This is a genomic window from Acinetobacter haemolyticus (assembly GCF_900406815.1).
Taxonomy (GTDB): domain Bacteria; phylum Pseudomonadota; class Gammaproteobacteria; order Pseudomonadales; family Moraxellaceae; genus Acinetobacter; species Acinetobacter haemolyticus_A.
This window is the reverse complement of record NZ_OVCN01000019.1, coordinates 47,631-66,396: the sequence shown is the minus strand read 5'-3', so window position 1 is coordinate 66,396 and position 18,766 is coordinate 47,631. Positions and strand designations below refer to the sequence as shown.

Annotated in this window: 16 protein-coding genes; 12 read left to right on the top strand and 4 right to left on the bottom strand. The window is 39.4% G+C overall.

Annotated features, from left to right (window positions below; translation table 11 throughout):
• Positions 1-406: 406 nt before the first annotated feature.
• From DK207_RS13340 to DK207_RS13330, 3 genes are read left to right on the top strand one after another with little or no spacing between them, the layout of a single operon-like run.
• Complete coding sequence (locus DK207_RS13340) at positions 407-874, top strand: YfiR family protein (RefSeq protein ID WP_109441596.1); 468 nt, start codon at positions 407-409, stop codon at positions 872-874.
• 5 nt (positions 875-879) lie between these two features.
• The gene (locus DK207_RS13335) at positions 880-2,103 is read left to right on the top strand and encodes a diguanylate cyclase domain-containing protein (RefSeq protein ID WP_109441595.1); all 1,224 of its coding nucleotides are present in this window, start codon (positions 880-882) and stop codon (positions 2,101-2,103) included.
• 8 nt (positions 2,104-2,111) lie between these two features.
• Positions 2,112-2,591, top strand: a complete 480-nt coding sequence (locus tag DK207_RS13330) for an OmpA family protein (protein WP_109441592.1) — start codon at positions 2,112-2,114, stop codon at positions 2,589-2,591.
• A gap of 54 nt (positions 2,592-2,645) precedes the next feature.
• Here the strand turns inward: DK207_RS13330 and DK207_RS13325 are convergent, their stop codons facing one another.
• Entirely contained in the window at positions 2,646-3,656 is a 1,011-nt protein-coding gene (locus DK207_RS13325; protein ID WP_109441591.1) for a metallophosphoesterase, read from the bottom strand.
• A gap of 101 nt (positions 3,657-3,757) precedes the next feature.
• On the opposite strand from DK207_RS13325, the gene DK207_RS13320 reads away from it, so the two are divergent.
• Positions 3,758-5,386: a phospholipase D family protein gene (locus DK207_RS13320; RefSeq protein WP_109441590.1), complete on the top strand. Its 1,629-nt coding sequence runs from the start codon at positions 3,758-3,760 to the stop codon at positions 5,384-5,386.
• On the opposite strand, the gene DK207_RS13315 is transcribed toward DK207_RS13320, so the two are convergent.
• Positions 5,379-6,209 carry a lysophospholipid acyltransferase family protein gene (locus DK207_RS13315; protein WP_109441589.1) on the bottom strand — a complete coding sequence of 277 codons (831 nt, stop codon included), beginning with the start codon at positions 6,207-6,209 and terminating at the stop codon, positions 5,379-5,381. The genes DK207_RS13320 and DK207_RS13315 overlap by 8 nt on opposite strands.
• 414 nt (positions 6,210-6,623) lie before the next feature.
• On the opposite strand from DK207_RS13315, the gene hflX reads away from it, so the two are divergent.
• The 4 genes from hflX to DK207_RS13295 all read left to right on the top strand — a co-directional run bounded on the left by hflX (position 6,624) and on the right by DK207_RS13295 (position 9,613).
• Entirely contained in the window at positions 6,624-7,961 is a 1,338-nt protein-coding gene (gene hflX, locus DK207_RS13310) for a ribosome rescue GTPase HflX (protein WP_109441588.1), read from the top strand.
• Positions 7,962-8,039: 78 nt separating this feature from the next.
• Positions 8,040-8,402: a hypothetical protein gene (locus DK207_RS13305; RefSeq protein ID WP_109441587.1), complete on the top strand. Its 363-nt coding sequence runs from the start codon at positions 8,040-8,042 to the stop codon at positions 8,400-8,402.
• A 10-nt stretch (positions 8,403-8,412) separates the two neighbouring features.
• Entirely contained in the window at positions 8,413-9,081 is a 669-nt protein-coding gene (locus DK207_RS13300) for an LrgB family protein (RefSeq protein WP_109441586.1), read from the top strand.
• 88 nt (positions 9,082-9,169) lie between these two features.
• A complete protein-coding gene (locus tag DK207_RS13295) occupies positions 9,170-9,613 on the top strand; it encodes a DUF2147 domain-containing protein (RefSeq protein ID WP_109441585.1) in 444 nt (147 codons plus the stop codon).
• 73 nt (positions 9,614-9,686) lie between these two features.
• Here DK207_RS13295 and DK207_RS13290 read toward each other — a convergent pair whose 3' ends face one another.
• Positions 9,687-11,870, bottom strand: a complete 2,184-nt coding sequence (locus tag DK207_RS13290) for a carboxy terminal-processing peptidase (RefSeq protein ID WP_109441584.1) — start codon at positions 11,868-11,870, stop codon at positions 9,687-9,689.
• Between the two features lie 249 nt (positions 11,871-12,119).
• Between DK207_RS13290 and nagZ the strand changes: the two genes are divergently transcribed.
• Entirely contained in the window at positions 12,120-13,142 is a 1,023-nt protein-coding gene (gene nagZ, locus DK207_RS13285) for a beta-N-acetylhexosaminidase (protein WP_109441583.1), read from the top strand.
• Positions 13,143-13,428: 286 nt separating this feature from the next.
• Positions 13,429-14,274 (top strand): class I SAM-dependent methyltransferase, encoded by an 846-nt coding sequence (locus DK207_RS13280; RefSeq protein WP_109441582.1) that lies wholly within the window; start codon positions 13,429-13,431, stop codon positions 14,272-14,274.
• 61 nt (positions 14,275-14,335) lie between these two features.
• Here DK207_RS13280 and DK207_RS13275 read toward each other — a convergent pair whose 3' ends face one another.
• Complete coding sequence (locus tag DK207_RS13275) at positions 14,336-15,646, bottom strand: alpha/beta fold hydrolase (RefSeq protein WP_109441581.1); 1,311 nt, start codon at positions 15,644-15,646, stop codon at positions 14,336-14,338.
• A gap of 354 nt (positions 15,647-16,000) precedes the next feature.
• Here DK207_RS13275 and DK207_RS13270 point away from each other — a divergent pair, with 354 nt between their 5' ends.
• Both DK207_RS13270 and DK207_RS13265 read left to right on the top strand, forming a co-directional pair.
• Positions 16,001-17,266: a glutamate-5-semialdehyde dehydrogenase gene (locus DK207_RS13270; RefSeq protein ID WP_109441580.1), complete on the top strand. Its 1,266-nt coding sequence runs from the start codon at positions 16,001-16,003 to the stop codon at positions 17,264-17,266.
• Between the two features lie 303 nt (positions 17,267-17,569).
• On the top strand, positions 17,570-18,745 hold the full coding sequence (locus DK207_RS13265; RefSeq protein ID WP_109441579.1) for an acetate/propionate family kinase: 1,176 nt from the start codon (positions 17,570-17,572) through the stop codon (positions 18,743-18,745).
• Positions 18,746-18,766 lie beyond the last annotated feature (21 nt).

Below are 18,766 nucleotides of genomic sequence, written 5' to 3'. Positions count from 1 at the left end.
CTTAATGATCTTCTCGATGATTCGTCATCATCAAGCTAGGTCGGCTATATTACTCTCAATCTCTTAAAAGTCAACAGGTAATTTAGATATTTTTAAAACTTATCAATCAAACCAAAAATCCAACCACCAAAGCCAAATCCTTGTTTATCAACAAGTTTTTATCTGCATCACCGCCGATGGATGTGCATTCTACAGCATTCTCATCCCTTTGCAACATCGTTTCTTAAATTTTTTATTTGAATGCACACTTTTTGAACGCAACAGTTACTTTTAATGCTTTTTCTTTGGCTTTAAGAGCTATTTTTAAACAATTAAGTAAAGTAGAATATGTTTCTTGCTTCACATTTTTTGGCATTTTTGATTGAAAAGACGGTACATTCTTAGAAAAGCTCAATATTTGTGGCTAATAGGATTAATTTCTATTAGTCCGTTTAGTCACGCCATTTCGAGCCATAGTTTCTATGAGTTAACCCTATCTATATTGAGTTATAGCAAATGGCCCAATACAACACGCCCAACCATTTGTGTTTTAGATAACAATGAGGCGGCTTCTCAATTCCAAATCAATATTCGCCAACTTGCCTACGATTATCAAGTGCAAGCAGTAGCAACGAAAGATTTCACAAAAACCGATTGCAATGTCGTGTATTTTTCTACAACAACGCCACAACAACAACAAAGTCTTATTCAGTCACACCCTTCTCGCTCTTTACTTTCATTAAGTACCAATAACCCATCATGCGAGATTGGAAGTATTTTTTGTTTATATAGTCGTCAGACCTTTTCTTCATTTAAAGTGAATTTAGACGCTTTAAGCGCTTCCAAAGTTCATATTGATCCACGTGTTCTACTCTTGGCAAAAAACACGGAGTGATCAAAGTGATTTCAAGTTTATATCAATCAACTTCACTGCATGCTTTATTCCGTAAGTCTCAATTTACTATTTTTGCGATTACTTTTTTCATTTGTTCTTTTACTTTTGCCACGATTTCGATGTTTACCATGGAGACTTACGCAAAGCAGAATCTTCAACTGTTAAGTCAAACAGTTCTTGAACGTATTCAACCTGCTGTGGTGTTTAAAGATAAAGGAACCATTGATCAAATTCTTTCAGACTATACTACAAGCCATGCTATCCGTAGTATTCATGTATATGATGCTCAAAAACAGCTGCTTGCAGAAAGTAGTAAAACCATTGAATACACTTCTTTTTTGCAAGATTTGCTCGACAATTGGTTTTTACACGATCCAGTTCAATTAACCGTGGTTCATAATAAAAAGCAGGTTGGTGAACTCGTATTGTATGGCAGCTCTGAAAACATTTTGCATTTTCTTAAAACCATTATTATTGGTTTAGCAATTTCAATGTTTTTTATTGTGATTGCCTTATTATGGTCAGTCAACTTGACTTACCGCCAAATTATGCAGGCCATTAAACCACTCACTCATATTGCACAACTGGTGAGTGACCAAAAAGCATATAATTTACGTTTCCCAAACAATCGAATCCGTGAATTCCAAAATTTAAATACGGTTTTTAATGAACTGCTTGAAGAAATTCAAATTTGGCATACGCATCTTCAAAAAGAGAATCATCAATTATCATTTCAAGCACATCATGACCAATTAACAGGTTTGCCTAATCGTCATTATTTTTATGAAGAATTGAATAATATCTTTGAAAATCCACAGTATCGCCACAACTCAGCCTTACTATTTTTAGATAATAACAAATTCAAGACGATCAACGATCAGTATGGTCATTTGGCTGGAGATGCGGTTTTAACTGAAATGGCGTCGCGTTTAAAACTCTCTGTACGTCATGAGGATTTTATTGCCCGTTTAGGTGGAGATGAATTTGCTATCATTCTTCATGCGATTCACCAAGCAGAACATTTAGAGACAATTGCAGATACCATACTTGCAAGTTGTAAAGAACCATTAGAATTTAATGGTCAATCCATTCATTTCAGTTTTAGTTTGGGGATTGCTTTCTCCCAGTTCGCTGAAAACCCAGAAGATTTGGTCATGCAAGCTGATCAAGCCATGTATAAAGCTAAGAACTTAAACCCTCATTGGTTTCTTTATAAACCAGAAAATTAGGATATGTTATGCGCACCCACACACTTAAAATTTCATTTATTGCGTTACTCTGCCTAACATTGGCTGGATGTTTGAGTTTTGGTCCATTGAAGTATCGCCAAGTCAAAATGTTAAAACAAGAAGGTTTCGTTTTAACTGATGAAGGTTGGAGTTTAGGCTTACCTGAACGCTTGCTTTTTGACTTCAATAAGTCAGACATCAAACCTGAACATGCGAATGAGATTGCTCGTCTTGCGAAGCAGTTAAATAAATACGATTTGCAAAAACTAAAAATTGTGGGACATACCGATGATGTAGGTAATCCGGAATACAACCAAAAACTTTCAGAAGAACGTGCTCAAAGTGTCTCTATGATTTTTCTTAATCAAGGCTTCAAGCAGAATAATTTAACTGTCATTGGGCGTGGCTCAAGCCAACCTTATTTACCTAACACTTCTGAGGAAAATCGCGCCAACAATCGTCGTGTAGCTGTCATTATTATTCCTTAGCACACCCTCAACACGATTCAAAAAGCCAACTGATCTTAGTTGGCTTTTTTATTTTTAGATGAGTTCAATCATATCAATGGTAGGCGGCACTCTAAATCGAAAAGGTACACCAACCATCCCTGTCCCAACTGTTACAAATACATCTGCATGCTCATGTGAATAGAAACCTTTTTTATGTCCCAAAATTGAGACTCTTTTCATAATATAATTGGTTACCCATGGCAGCTCAATTTGTCCACCGTGTGTATGTCCCGATAACATCAATGGACGCATAGGTAATTCAGGTACCATATCTACAGTATCTGGATTATGGGATAAAATTAACCAAGGTTTGTCTTGGGGTAAATCAGGCAAGAAACGCATATTTGCTTTACCAGCCCATAGATCTCCGACACCGATAAGACGAAACTCATCAAAATCAACAATCTTACCTTCAATGTCTATCACATTATTTTGTGCCAATGCTTCATTTAAAAGCTCTCGAATTGGCGGCCCTGGATATTGTTCATCATGATTACCAGGAACTGAATACACAGGAGCCTGAATCTGCTTTAGAACTTCAAGCTCATAAACAAGTCGATTTTCTGGCTCATAGGTCCAGTCTCCCGCGACTACAACCAAGTCAGGTTGCTGCTGATTTAATTTTTTAACGATGCTTTTCAGTTGTCGTTCATGCCCTGAAAATAAACCAATATGTAGGTCAGCAACCAATGCAACTTTAATAGGGCGCTTAAATTCACGCGTCGGGTTTAAGCGAAATTGATGCTGTTTGACATGTATCTGATGGGGTTCAATGAAACGTGCGTAGACCAAGACACTACTTAAAAGGAAAACGAAAGCAGTTTGATGAAGACTATAATACCCAGACCAGCCTGCATATAAGCTAAAGAACCACAACGGCACCAACAAATAAGAAAGATAGAAAGCCAGTAAATGCACAAAGGCTTTAAATGGGTGGATGGTTTCTGTACGAGATTGATGAACCCATGCTTCCATAAAGGCCCAAAGCGCTAAAATGGCAAAAATAAGATAAAAGCCAAAAATAATAGGATCTGAATTCGACATTAAAGACCTCTTTCAATTTACTCAGGGGCAGAGGTTGCATCTTATATTTATCTTTTTCGATGAAATGGTATACTCAACTCAACCTTTAATTAGTAACCATTATGACGCAATTTTCTCATTTAAATGGCAAACATACAAAGATAAGTACAAGTACTTACAATAAAAACATGCTTGCGTTTTCTTGTGCAATTGCGTTAACCCTAAGTGGTTGTAGTACGTTACCTAAGCACAAAACACCAGCAACGCCATCTGTAAGCGTTCAAGTTGAACATTCGGAAACTTCACTGGCTCAGGTTATTCAACCTTTACAAGCTCAACATCCTGCCCTCACGGGATATCATCTATTATTTGAACCATTAGAAGCCTTATCTGCCCGTTTAAGCCTGATTGAAAAAGCAGAAAAGAGCTTAGACCTACAATATTATATTTGGGATAACGACAAAGTCGGTGCTCTTGCTTTGCATGCCTTGATACGTGCAGCAGATCGTGGTGTGAAAGTACGTCTGTTAATCGATGATAATAATGCGAAAAAAACTGAAGGAATTTTTTTAGCTTTAGCTCAGCACCCAAATATTGAGGTTAAGTTATTCAACCCGTACCGATTCCGTAAATATCGTGCCATAGATATGGTGCTAGACTTAAAACGCATCAATCGACGTATGCATAACAAAAGTTTTATTGCCGACCATCAAGTTGCATTGATTGGCGGACGTAATATGACGAATCAATATTATAATATCAGCGAAAATTTTCAGTTCTCTGATGTCGATGTAATGTTGTTTGGCACGGCGGTAAATGATATTTCAGCCTCTTTTGATGATTACTGGAATCATGAATATGCCTACGATGTAAGAGATATCGTTAAACAACGTTCTCACCGCCTTAGTTATGACAGCCTAAAACAACAATTAGATGAGCATTCTCAACTTGCTACTGTACAAAACTACCTAGATATCACCAATCACTCACAGACCATCAATGGTTTAATGAATCAACAGATCTCTCTCGATTGGGTCAAAGCGGAAGTAGTGAAAGACTCGCCTGATAAAATAAGAGCTAAAGCCAGAAAAGAAGAACATTTAAACTTTCAATTGATCAATCACCTAGAACAACCTGAGAAAAATATCGATCTCATCTCAGCTTATTTCGTACCAGAAAAAAAAGGAACAAAAGTTTTAACGGACTTGGTGCAAGATGGTATCGAAGTCAGAGTTCTCACCAACTCATTTAAAGCCAACGATGTTGCTGTTGTACATGCATTTTATGGAAAATACCGTCAAGAGTTACTCGAAAATGGAGTACAACTCTATGAGTTTTTACCCGCAATAGATAAAAGTGATTTAGATAAACGGACGGAAGAACTGGCAAAAAAAGCAAAAGTAAGTCTTAAAGGTTTAAGCCGTTCAAGTTTACACGCCAAGCTCATGGCTCTCGATGAAAAGCAAGTTTTTATTGGTTCTTTTAATTTTGACCCGCGCTCTGCCTATTTAAATACCGAAATTGGGGTTCTTCTCAATAGCCCGCCACTGGCTCAAGCTGTGCACACCAACATGGACCAGAATCTAACCAAGTTTGCATACAAATTAGTTTTGGATGCCAATAAGAAAATTACATGGCAACGACAAACACCTCAAGGTCCGATCATCTACAGAAAAGAACCAAAAATGAAATGGTGGCAAAGAGCCAGCATGAAAGTCATCTCATGGCTCCCAATTGAAGGATTTATGTAAGATCATCTTCTGGCAATACCTTCAATACTTTACGGTGTAGCTTTTTCAAACCTTCCCGCATCTTTAAGTCTACTTCTTTGGTTAAACTATCAACCGTATGCCCTTCAACCGAGATTGCAGGTAAAGTCAATAAATGCGCTGTGACTTTCGGCATTTCTAATACACGTTGCACATGCTCAGCAAAAGTCATCGTACCAATAAATGGCGCAACCATATCTAGCTCACCTTGCTGATTGACATAACAAATAACACAAATCTGCACAGGACGTTGAGCTTCTATCGCCGCACCTAATAAACGGCCATGAACTTTTTTAACCTGACGACCATCGGTAGTTGTAGCTTCAGGAAAAAATAACACTGGAATATCTTGTTTTAAAAAACCTGCAATTTGTTCTCGAATGCGCAATGAATCACCCGATCCTCGCTTGATAAACAAAGTGCCGCCACCTTTGGCTAAACTGCCTAAAATAGGCCACTTTTCTACCTCAGCTTTCGCCAAAAAGAAAATACGTGCTCCAGAGCCCAGCACCGCAACATCTAACCATGAAATATGATTGCTCACCCATAGTGACGGTTCTCTCGGAATGCTGCCATGCACTTGCACGTCTAGGTTAAAGACCTCACATAGTCGTCGACAAAAATATTGAACATATCGAGTATTGGTTGGATTGTTTGGATCTTTATACAGGCCATGTCGATAAATCAGATAAAATCCTTCACCAATGGTTTCTAAGCCTGCAGCTAGTTTTCGACTATATAAACTAAATTTGGAAAGTAAATTTAATGGCGCATTGCTTTTTGCTGTTGATACTTCTTGAGTCATAAATCGTTAAAACCATCGGATCAGTAAAACACTGAACATAATTACATTGAATTAATCAAGTTATATCACGCTCATATCCCCTTATAGAAGTTTGTGTCATAACAAAAACCGAATGTAAGCATAATATTTTTCAATTTTAAATGGTTTTATTGATTAATTATAATAAAGAAATCGAATTTTCAAATCAAAAGGTGAGCAGATGAAACCCGAAGCAACTACACCTAGTTCACAAACCGCTATCTCATATGGTTATGCTCTAAGAATATTTATTGGTTGGTCAATCTTATATTTTGGGACATTAGTAGGATTTATAGCGCTTTTACGCAGCAATATTATATAAATCTACTCAGTCTTTGCCCTTTGCTTTCAGTTTGTTCTAGAATAAGACTTTAGGACCAAGGATCTATAAACAGCGTGGAAAATATTGAGCAGCGTCAAAGTGGTGAACGAGCAATTTTGGTCAGTGTTTCTGTTCAACTTTTGGATGATCTTGATGCTGAAGAGTTCCGCTTGCTCGCTCAATCTGCAGGTGCTGTGATTCTTGAACATGTTTCAGTTCAACGTCAGAAACCTGATCCCAAATTTTTTATTGGTTCAGGGAAAGTTGATGAAATTGCAGAATTAGTCAAAGAACTTGAAGCCGAATTAGTCATCTTCGATCATTCACTATCCCCGGCCCAAGAACGCAATTTAGAAAAAATCTTAAAATGTCGTGTTATTGATCGTACAGGCTTAATTTTAGATATTTTTGCCTTACGTGCACGTACTCATGAAGGTAAATTACAAGTTGAACTGGCTCAACTCAAACATTTATCGACTCGTTTAATTCGAGGTTTTACCGGTAATTTAGAACAACAAAAAGGTGGTATTGGCTTACGCGGTCCTGGTGAATCTCAATTAGAAACCGATCGTCGGTTGATTCGCGTCCGAATTACCCAACTCAAAGATAAGCTCATTAAGGTACAACAAACCCGTTTACAAGGACGTGCAGCACGACAAAAAGCAGCAATTCCCACCATTTCCTTAGTCGGTTATACCAATGCTGGAAAATCAACATTATTTAATATTTTAGCAAAAAGTGACGTCTACGCTGCTGACCAGCTCTTTGCCACCCTTGACCCAACCTTACGCCGACTTGATTGGGATGGTATTGGTACTGTGGTATTGGCTGATACCGTTGGATTTGTACGTAATCTACAACATGATTTAGTTGAATCCTTTAAAGCCACCTTAGAGGAAACTCTAGAAGCAACCCTACTTTTACATGTTATCGATAGCAGCAGCCCAAATATGCCGGAACAAATCGAAGCGGTAGAATCGGTTTTAAAAGAAATCGGTGCCGATGCACCAATTTTGCATGTCTATAATAAGATTGATCTTAGTGGTGATACCGCTAAAATCACGTATAAAGCACCTGAAATGCCCGATCGTGTTTATCTATCCGCGCATTCAGGAGAAGGATTGGATTTGCTGAGTCAGGCGGTGCAGCAATGTCTTTTAGGACAGTTACAACAATTTGATTTAGTCCTCAAACCTGCTTACGGTAAACTACGCACACAACTTTACACATTGAATGTTATTCATTCTGAGCATTATGATGATGACGGTGATTTACATTTATCTGTATGCATCGCACCTCACAAGTTAGAACAACTGATTCGACAAGCACACTTACCATTAGATGAAATTGTGGGAGAAAAGTCGTTCTTATTTCAGCGTGTTTTAGAAGAGTTTGAATCCAAGAAGGAATAAATACCCTCCTACTTACCTCTAGTGCAAGAGTAATTGCACGATCCAACGTCATTGTTATAAACATGGGTAAAAGAGAACATGAAAGAAATTGATTGGACAGCTTGGTTTTACACGATTCTGTTGATTGTTGTATTTCGTGAAGGAGCTGTCGCCATCACCACTTTCTTTCACCATCCTGAGCTGGGAAATTTAGTCGGGCTGATTAGTCTACTCACCGTGTTATTGATCTGGAGAAAATTCAGAAAAATCTCCAATCGCCTGATTGATACCAATAATAGAATCATGAAAGAAAGCTCATTTGCCTTTTTACCGATTTGTGCGGGTTCTTTAATTATGCTGGTCCATTTAGGCAAAGAAATTCCTGTATTTTTATTTATTCTCACCCTGAGTACTTTATTGCCATTATGGATTTACGCCAAGATGGCAAAACGCTGGTTATAGGAGTTCGTATATGTTTATGGTTATTTACGGATTCGTAATCACCTTAGTGAGTTATTTGATCGCTAAACCACTCAATAAAAAAATGCCTCAAATTCCATTAATCGTTTTTGCCATGTTTATTGTAATTGGCCTATTGGCAATCTTGCGAGTCCCATACGAACAGTACATGGATAACGTGAATGGTGTATTTAATCATTTACTCGGGTATGTCACTGTTGCGCTCGCTATTCCTTTGGCCGCGATGCGCTATGATGACTTACCGCTCAAATCCATGATCGGGATTTTGGGTTTTGCGAGTATTAGTGCTGTCGCTTTACCCATGAGTCTTGCCTATTTATTACATATGTCTGAACCCACCATCATGGCTTTTGCTACACGAGCAGTCACCACTCCAATTGCGCTAAATATTGCAACCTTACTCCATGCACCCTTGATGATGGTTACCCTGATTGTGATTTTATCTGGCGTCATTGGTGCAGCTTTTTCACCTTGGATCTTAAAACATATTCATGATGAACGTGCTTCAGGTTTGGCATTGGGTCTTGCGGCTCATGCGATTGGTACAGCACAAGCATGGCAACGCGGTCCTGTTGCAGGGCGTTATGCAGCATTTGGTATGGCAGTGAATGGAGTATTTACAGCGATATGGCTGCCAACATTTATTTTATCTCTATCATAATTTTTGTCACAAATCACATATTAATATTGAACTAGTTATTACAAATCACCCATAATAGAGCACTTGAACATTAAATGGATTTTTGATCATGGGGAAAAAATTAATAAGTGCTTTATTATTATCAACCATCAGCAGTTTTGCCTCTGCGGTTGATATCACGGGACTCTGGCAAAGTATTGATGATAAGACGGGGGCGCCAAAAGCGTTAGTTGAAATTCGCCAAGAATCAAATGGGAGCTATACCGGGAAAATCGTAAAGATTACTCCTCGTACAGGCTATACACCGAAAGAAACCTGTGTAGATTGTCCTGCACCTTATACCAATAAACCGATTTTAGGCTTAGATGTGGTAACAGGTCTAAAATATAGTGAGGGTCTTAACTATACCAATGGTCGAATTTTAGATCCGAATACAGGTAAAATTTACAGTATGCGAGCTAAATTAAGTACCAATGGTAAGCGCCTACATTTACGCGGCTATCTAGGTGTATCTGCATTAGGTCGTAACCAAATTTGGATTCGCGCAGACTAAGATTTGATTGAAATTAGCTACCGAAAATAAAAAGCCCTATCATGACATAGGGCTTTTTGTTATCACGATTGAATTATCTAGCTTGCAACTTGGCATAATCCAAAAGAACATTTGCCGCTTCAGTTACGAAAGCTTCTTCTTCAGGCAAAGGTAAACGTTGATGCGCTTTCATTTTAGCCCGCGCTTCAATCAATGCATCAATTGAGGCCTGATAACTTTCCCAGTTTGCATAAGGCTTTTGACCTGATGCTACACGTCTTTGATTTTCAGCGTCTAAAGTCTGTTTTTCTAAATCAATCAGCTCTGCACGACGCTGGTTAATATCTAATACTACCTGCTTCTGATCTATAGTTTTCTGTGCGATCGCCTTTCTCGCCTCTAAGTATTTAAACTGTGCATCCAAAGCAACACGCTCAGCAGAGAATTGGGATAATTTAGTCACATAAGGCTGAACCGAACCTTCACGTTTAAATGGGGCTGTTGGAATCGTATCCCACTTCAAAGCATTCTTCGCTTTACGCTCGCCGAACTCCTCGTTATAGATATCGACAAGTTTGATATCTGGAATCACGCCCTTATTCTGCGTACTTCCACCCGTGATACGATAGAATTTACGCTGTGTCAGCGTTGCTTGCCCATAGGCCAATGAATCCAGTTGAACCTGTGCTGTGCCTTTCCCTGTCGTGGTACTACCGATTACGATACCACGCTCATAATCTTGAATTGCAGCAGAGTAAATCTCACTCGCCGATGCAGATGCTAAATTTACAAGAACAGCCAATGGTCCTGCATAAATTTGTGCGCCACCATCGGTGTCCTCAAACACATTGACATTACCATTACCATCTCGGATCTGAACCACAGGACCAGATTTGATCACCTGCCCGAGCATTCGCGCAACTTCCTCTAAAGAACCACCAGGATCATTCCGCAAATCAATCAAGATTCCTTCTACTTTTTTCGCTTTAAGTGCTTCTAAAGCCTTCGCTGTATCCACTGAAACTGAGCGATATTCTGCCCCTGCACGGCGAGAGCGATAATCAAAATAGAAAGATGGAATTTCAATCACGCCAAAAGTATGCTTCTGACCATCACGTGTAATCTCAATAGTACGCGAGCGAACACCTGCATCTTCTTCCTGAATAATATCTCGGGTTAAAGTGACATTACGTGCTTGACTCACTGGAGCGCCAGGTCCTAGTAAACGTACAACCACCTTGGTTCCTCGTTTACCCCGAATCAAGCCAACGATTTCAGAGCTAGGCCAGCCGATGACATCCACCATTTTTTCGCCATCTTGGGCAACGCCGATAATGCGATCACCTGATTTAACCTGTCCAGACTTACTTGCTGGACCACCTTCAACGATGGTTTCAATTCGAGTGTAATCTTCATTGCCTCGCTCTGGACGAATCGAAACCCCGATTCCTTCCAAGCGCAAAGTCGTTTGTCGATTTAACTCCATCGCATCAATTGGCGGATAATAATTACTATGTGGATCATAAGTCGCCAACATCGCATTTAGCGTTTTTTCTAAAACATCATCACTTTTTAGACGCGCCATACGTTCTAACTGGCGGGTATAACGCTTGGTAAGCGTCTGAACAGGTGTAAGATCTTCTGGTCCAGTCAGATCTTGTCCATTTGCAAGTGATGGATTTTCTTTCAATGCCTTTTGCTTGGCTAACTCTTCTTCTTTACTAATGGTTAAGTTAATTAGCTGCGATACCAGCATTTTACGCCAATGCGCTTGCTGCTCAGCCGTAGTCTGGAAGTAAGGTGCCTTTTCGCGTTTCAGATCCAAAGAAACATCTTTCTGATGCAAATTTTGTGGCTTTTTCAACTCAGCCAACATAAACTCATAGAACTGTTTCAAACGTTCACGATATTGTGCATGAATTTCGAATGGTCCAGTTAAGTTCCCAGCTTTAAGTGAACTACCAAAATTTGAGCCATATTTATTTTTATATTCCTCGACCTCACCACTTAAAAATAATGAATGATCAGGATCAAGACTATCCAAATACATATCTAAAACACGGTTGGAAGTCGATGCATCTAAGCGCATGTTGAGGTAATGCTGGCGATCAACCAATGTTGCTAACTGGCGTGCGACCAGCGCTTGTTCTTGTGTAGGCTTAATCACCGTTGATACAGCAGATGCTTCTGTTGCCGCAAATGCCTCATTAATTGTATGAGAGAAAAACAAACCACCAGTCGCAATTGCAACTGCACACGCTATCATTTGAAGTTTCATAAAATTTGGGTACTTCCTTGGATATGGCAATTATTACATGCTGATAGAGGGATTAAGAACATATTTCACTCGACTCTTTATCAGCCTGCATACTTATCAGATGTTATAAATAACCTCACAAATAAGTATTTATCATCAATATCATGTAGTTTTATCATAATCTGTACTGACAAAATGTAGCAAATCATTGCACAATTTTGCTATCGTTTTTTTCATCAATTTTTTAATCAAAATTCAAACGGAATACATATGATTGGCGCTTTGATGCTAGATATTGCTGGCACAGAACTTACTCAAGAAGATATTGAACTATTACAAGCTCCGCAAGTCGGAGGCATGATTTTATTTGCACGAAATATTGAATCACCTCAACAAGTTCGCGCCTTAACTGATCATATGCGCCAAGTACGCCCTGATATCCTGATTGCTGTAGATCAAGAAGGTGGTCGAGTGCAACGCTTGAGACAAGGTTTTACCTTATTACCGGCTATGGGAAGATTGGGTGAACACTATCTTGAAAATCCACAACAAGCGATGGAGTTAGCAGAACAATGTGGCTGGCTAATGGCAACCGAAGTGTTAGCTGTCGGTATTGATTTCAGCTTTGCCCCTGTTTTGGATTTGAATGATATCAGTGATGTGATTGGTGATCGTGGTTTCGCTAAAAATATGCAAGATATTGTGCCTCTTGCCGACGCTTTTATGCGTGGGATGAAAAAAGCAGGCATGGCCACCACAGGTAAACATTTCCCTGGTCATGGCTCAGTGAAAGCGGACTCACATGTTGCAGCTGCCATTGATAGCCGTTCATATCAAGAAATTTATGATAAAGACATGCAAAGCTTTATCAAGCTTATGCCGCAACTGGATGCGCTAATGCCTGCCCACGTCATCTATGATCAAGTTGATCCAAACCCTGCTGGATTCTCTCCATTTTGGTTACAAACGATCCTACGTCAAGAGCTTAAATTTGACGGCGTACTGTTCTCTGATGATCTGAGCATGCAAGCTGCATGTGTTGCTGGCGGTGCAGATGCACGGATTCAGGCCGCGCTAAATGCAGGTTGTGACATGGGCTTGGTCTGCAACGATCGTGATGCTGCATGTACAGCTCTGGATGGTATCCAAGAATTGGCTTTACCAAATCAACAACGATTAAAACGTATGCGCGGTAATATTCCAAATATTCAAATCGGAACCACCTTAACGTTAGACGATGAAAACTGGCACAACGTCAGAAAAGTCATTGAAGAATTTAAGAATTCGTTCTAACTTTGATTAGATTTTTAATTGTTCTATTCACACGATGGAATCTTGCCGAGTGCTCATCTGATTAAAGGATTTGGCCTTCGGCTCGACTTACTTTTCGGGGATGAAAAGTAAGCAAAAATCCTTTGTTAGGCTGAGGGTACATCCTTGTAACCCCAGCCCAACGGCGGCATCCATGCCGCCCCACGATAGTAAATAACAAGCCTAAATCAAGATATAGTCAAAGCACTCTGTATTTTAAAGAGATGAATTTTATATCTAAATTAGGAAAAAATAGAGTCTAGGACAGATGACACAACAACTTTCAAAACACCGCCATATTTCATTTACTGCACACTATACTGGCTATATCTGGTATCAAATGGGGATCTCACATCCGGCGCTGGCAACAAAAAAAGGCAAAACACTCGCCGCCTTAGTCCATCCCATCGAAAGCTGGGCGGAAAAATATGTGGGTGGTAGCATGCGCACCACGCTTAAGCAACGTCACACTATGCTGGATAACCACTTAGAAAAACTTATTCATCAACATCCAGATCTACAAGTGCTTGAAATTGCTTGTGGCTTATCTCCCCGTGGCTGGTGGTTTAGACAACACTATCCAGATATTGTTTATCGTGAACTCGATTTACCCGATATGGCAGCGACCAAACAAGCGGCATTACAACAGATCGAAGCAAATGTCGAAATGGTGTTATCGGTAGATTTATTTACGGAGGCATTTGCAACTGCCTTTGCGGTATTCGATCCTAAACGCCCTCTGGTAATTATTAGCGAAGGTTTAATTAATTATTTTGATAAGCCTTTATTACACCAATTGATCAAATCCATTGCGACTTATGGTAAAGATTTTATCGAACTTCATTATCTTACAGATCTTTATCCTGAACCAACTCAAAACAAACTTGCAACGATTATCTGGAATAGCAGTCGTTTACTCAAATGGATGTCTCGCAGCTCATTTAGCTTTCATTTTCAAACGCCAGCAGAAGTTGAGCAGTTTTTCCATGAAGCTGGTTTTAAGCGCATTACTGTCTTACAACCTAAACAATTCTTCGAGCAAAAAACGCTGGAAAATAAACAGCAGCATTTAGGTGATCTTGTTTGGACCATTCAAGCCAGTACTAACGGTTAATAAAAAAGAGAAGTGATCATCATGATCAACTTCTCTTTTTTTATTTACAAATAAACTGAAATTACAACTGTTTTTGACGTTCAATAAAACGTGTTAAACGTTCAGCAATGTCAAAACTGCCATGTTTAAATAAAATACGTAAACCCTGCGCTGTTGCTTCGAAAGTTAAGCATTCAATTTTGAACTCGCCTTCTTCATCAGCTAAATGTAAGGCTAAATCACGTGGATGTTGGCTAACAAAATCAAGTTGTTCTAAGTCATCCAGTTTTAAATACACACCAAAAAAAGTGATATCAACAACTTTAACTGAAACTTCATTGTCTAAATGACGATGTGTTAGTTTAGTTTCTGGTTGCAAGACCGGAATACGTTCTTCACCACGACGTTCGATCTGTTTCATTTCCTCACGTGTCATGGTAATAATGCCATCAAGATTGTCGATAGATTCACCTTTCAAGAATGAAGTGAATAAATTCATCGTTTCTTTACGGCGTTGTAATTGTGGTACATGATCTGCATTGGCAATCAAAGCAAACTGCATGTCCTGACATTGAAGTGCAAAGTCCGCATTTTCATGAGGTAAAGTAAAACTATCGTACTGCCCTGCTGCAACCAATGTTTTACATTGCGGCACAGGTACATCGCTTAGGCGTAACAAACGATTGCAATTGATCTCATAACGTTCACGCTCTGTTGCACTAAATTCCGCCATCTGTCTAAAAAATAGACGCTTAGCAGTCGGTGACATACGTGTTTTATCTAGTTTGGCATGGTTAACCAAATACAAAATAACAGCCTGTCCAAATTCTTCCATGCGATCTTCACGCATGAGATGCAATGACTCTTCAAGCAACATACGCCAGCTTTTACGCGTCTTTTGCATTACCCCCATCAACACCATACGATCAATAAGTTCTGGACGTTGATGGGCAAACGAAGAAGCAACAACCGATCCCAAAGACATTCCCATCATGGAAACTTTATCGATTCCTACAATATCGAGCCATTGACCAAGCATTTTTGATAAGTCTGGCAATTCTAAAATACCAGCAGATTCACCCGTATCAACATTGCGAATTTGTTGATTTGCGCCCATGGATGGTAAATCTATTAAAATAACAGGACCACTCTCAAAAAGTTGCTCAACACAATATTTATAAGAGTTAAAGTTTTGAAATGCGCCCCCGACAATTACAATCGGCGTGTTATGGATCGTTTTAGGATCTGCAATCGCCATATATTCAATTTTCCAACCATCAATCCATGTAGTGCGCGCTGGTTGCTTAAAACTGTTTTTATTGTAGATGTCGAAAAAACCAAACCCTGTGTAGGTATGATTTAAATCCGAGTCCATTTGGATAATGGAATTCATGTCCTTCCTCCATCCTTGATTATTTTTTTGATGCAAGAACCTCATTGTCAGCGATTTATACTTGCAAGTTAACAAATTTATAAAATTTGTATTACATTTATCCTATACATTTTCATTCTATACAAATGCACGTTTTATACGCAATCATTTCCTTTACCACTTATCTTGTTTAATCCAATAATCTTTTGCAAAATATGTAATCTCCACTTTATATTCAATACCCCTATCGCACTAAAATAAAAAAATTTGCGTCAATTAACATTTTTAATTTTTTTGAATTGTGAGTTCCGCCTATTCATTGTTCTGCATTTGACTGTTACTATCTTTATTAGTACAGGCAATCCTTAAAATGCTATGCAAGATTCTATCGAAAACTATATGCAACAAGTGGGTATTCAAGCACGTCAAGCTTCTCGTGTTTTGATGAGTGCATCAACTCATCTTAAAAATCACGCTTTGTCTGCGATTTATACGGCGTTGGAAAATAACCAAACACAAATTTTAGCGGCCAATCAAGTTGATATGCAAAATGGTCGTCAAAAACAATTAGATACTGCTTTGCTAGATCGTTTAGAACTTACGCCCGCACGCTTTAAAGGAATGCTTCAAGGTTTAAAAGATGTTATAGCCCTCATTGATCCTATTGGAGAAATTACCGATCTTGCTTACCGTCCTTCAGGTATTCAATTGGGTAAAATGCGTGTTCCATTGGGCGTGATTGGTATGATTTACGAATCTAGACCGAATGTTACATTAGAAGCAGCTTCTTTGGCGTTAAAGTCAGGTAATGCCATTATTTTACGTGGTGGTTCAGAAGCAATTGAATCAAATAAAGCCATTGCAACCGCAATTCAACATGGATTGCAAGTTTCAGGTCTCCCAGAACATGCTGTTCAAGTGATTGATACGCCAGATCGTTCAGCGGTAGGTCATCTGATTACCATGACCGAATATGTTGATGTGATTGTACCGCGTGGTGGAAAGAGCCTGATCGAACGCATCAGCCAAGAAGCACGTATTCCTGTCATTAAGCATCTAGACGGTAACTGTCATGTGTTTGTTGAAGCTCAAGCAGATCTGCAAAAAGCACTTCCAATTGCATTAAATGCAAAAACCCATCGCTATGGGGTGTGTAATGCAATGGAAACTTTATTGGTTGATGAAGCAATTGCAGATGAGTTTCTACCGCACATTGCCGAATTATATGCCGAGAAACAGGTTGAATTGCGTGGTTGCCCAGAGACACAACGTATCTTAGGTGTGGCAGTGAAAACCGCCACAGAAGAAGATTGGTATACTGAATATCTAGGGCCGATCCTTGCGGTAAAAGTAGTTACAGGCATGGATGAAGCAATCGAACATATCAATAAATATGGTTCGCATCATACAGATGCCATCATTACTGAAAACTTTAGCTTAGCGCGTGAATTCTTAGCGCGTGTTGACTCAAGCTCTGTAATGATCAATGCATCCACTCGTTTTGCAGATGGCTTTGAATATGGATTGGGTGCTGAGATCGGTATCTCTACTGATAAAATTCATGCTCGCGGCCCAGTTGGTCTTGAGGGATTAACCTCTCAAAAATGGATCGTCTTTGGTGATGGTCAAATCCGCCAATAATTAAAACTCATCCAGTTAACACTCGACACGATAAAGTTCACTCATTTGATCTTTATCGTGTTTTTATATATTTTCATACAAAAATATGGTGAAAACCAACAGATTAATCAAAAGTATTTCTTATTTACAACTTATACTGAAAAATATTAATTCCGTTGATTTATAAAAAAGTTGTATAGGCTAAAGTCTATTTTATCCATGCAACACCTCATGTTAAAACATTGCGCTTGATTTTACCGTTCATAGATAAACGTAAACTCAAAATGCTTATCATAAAATTTAAAATTGGTTAGGTGTTCAAACGTGGCTATATCTGTATTAGTAATTAATTGTGGTTCTTCATCAATCAAATACGCCCTGATCTCAGAACGTCGTGAAGATCGTATTTATGGTTTGGCAGAAAATTTAGGGGCCGCCGATGCGCGAATTAAAGGCATTACCATCGGTGGTGAACCGCTTGAACTATCCATCCCTTACGCAGATCACGCCAAAGCGCTCGAAACACTCTTAGCTCGACTAGCAAATTACAATCCTCAAGCAATCGGACATCGAGTGGTACATGGCGGTACCATGACACACGCTGAACGTTTGACCCAAGACACCATTGACCGCATTCGTGAGGCGGTTCCTCTAGCGCCGTTACACAATCCAGCCAATGTGATCGGCATTGAAGCGACCTTAGCGTTATTTCCACATTTACCTCAAGTTGCTGTCTTTGATACTGCTTTTCATCAAACTATGCCTGAACGTGCTTACCGTTATGCACTACCACAATTTTTATACTCAGATTACCAAGTTCGCCGTTATGGCTTTCATGGCACTAGCCATGCCTATGTTTCAGAGCGAGCAAGTGAGTTAGCCGGTCAAAAAAATCAAGGTGGATGGCTCAGCGCACATCTCGGTAACGGCAGCTCAACCTGTGCGATCTGGAATGGTGAAAGTATTGACACCTCTATGGGAATGACACCGCTAGAAGGTGTCGTTATGGGCACCCGAAGTGGTGATGTTGATCCAAGCCTCCCTCTATTCCTATCCAATAATCTAGGATGGGATATTCAAAAAATCGACAACATGCTGAATAAAGAAAGTGGTTTACTGGGTTTATCTGGTCTTTCTAATGATATGCGAACCTTAGTTGAAGCTTCAGAAAGTGGGCATGAGGGAGCGACACTCGCAATCGAAGTTTTCTGCTATCGCCTCGCTAAATCTTTAGCAGCTTTAAGTTGTGGGCTTCCACGTTTAGATGGTTTAATTTTTACTGGCGGCATCGGTGAGAATGCTGCCAATATTCGTGAGAAAACCGTAGCCTATTTACCTCACTTTGGTTTGCAATTTAGTGTAGAAAAAAATAATAGCTTAGCACGTGGTACTGAGGGTCGTATTGATCAAGACACAGGTCCACAGATCTGGGTCATCCCGACCGATGAAGAGGGACGGATTGCTAAAGAAACACGCCAAGTACTTGGACAACTTAATTAACCAATAAATCGAATTTTAAGG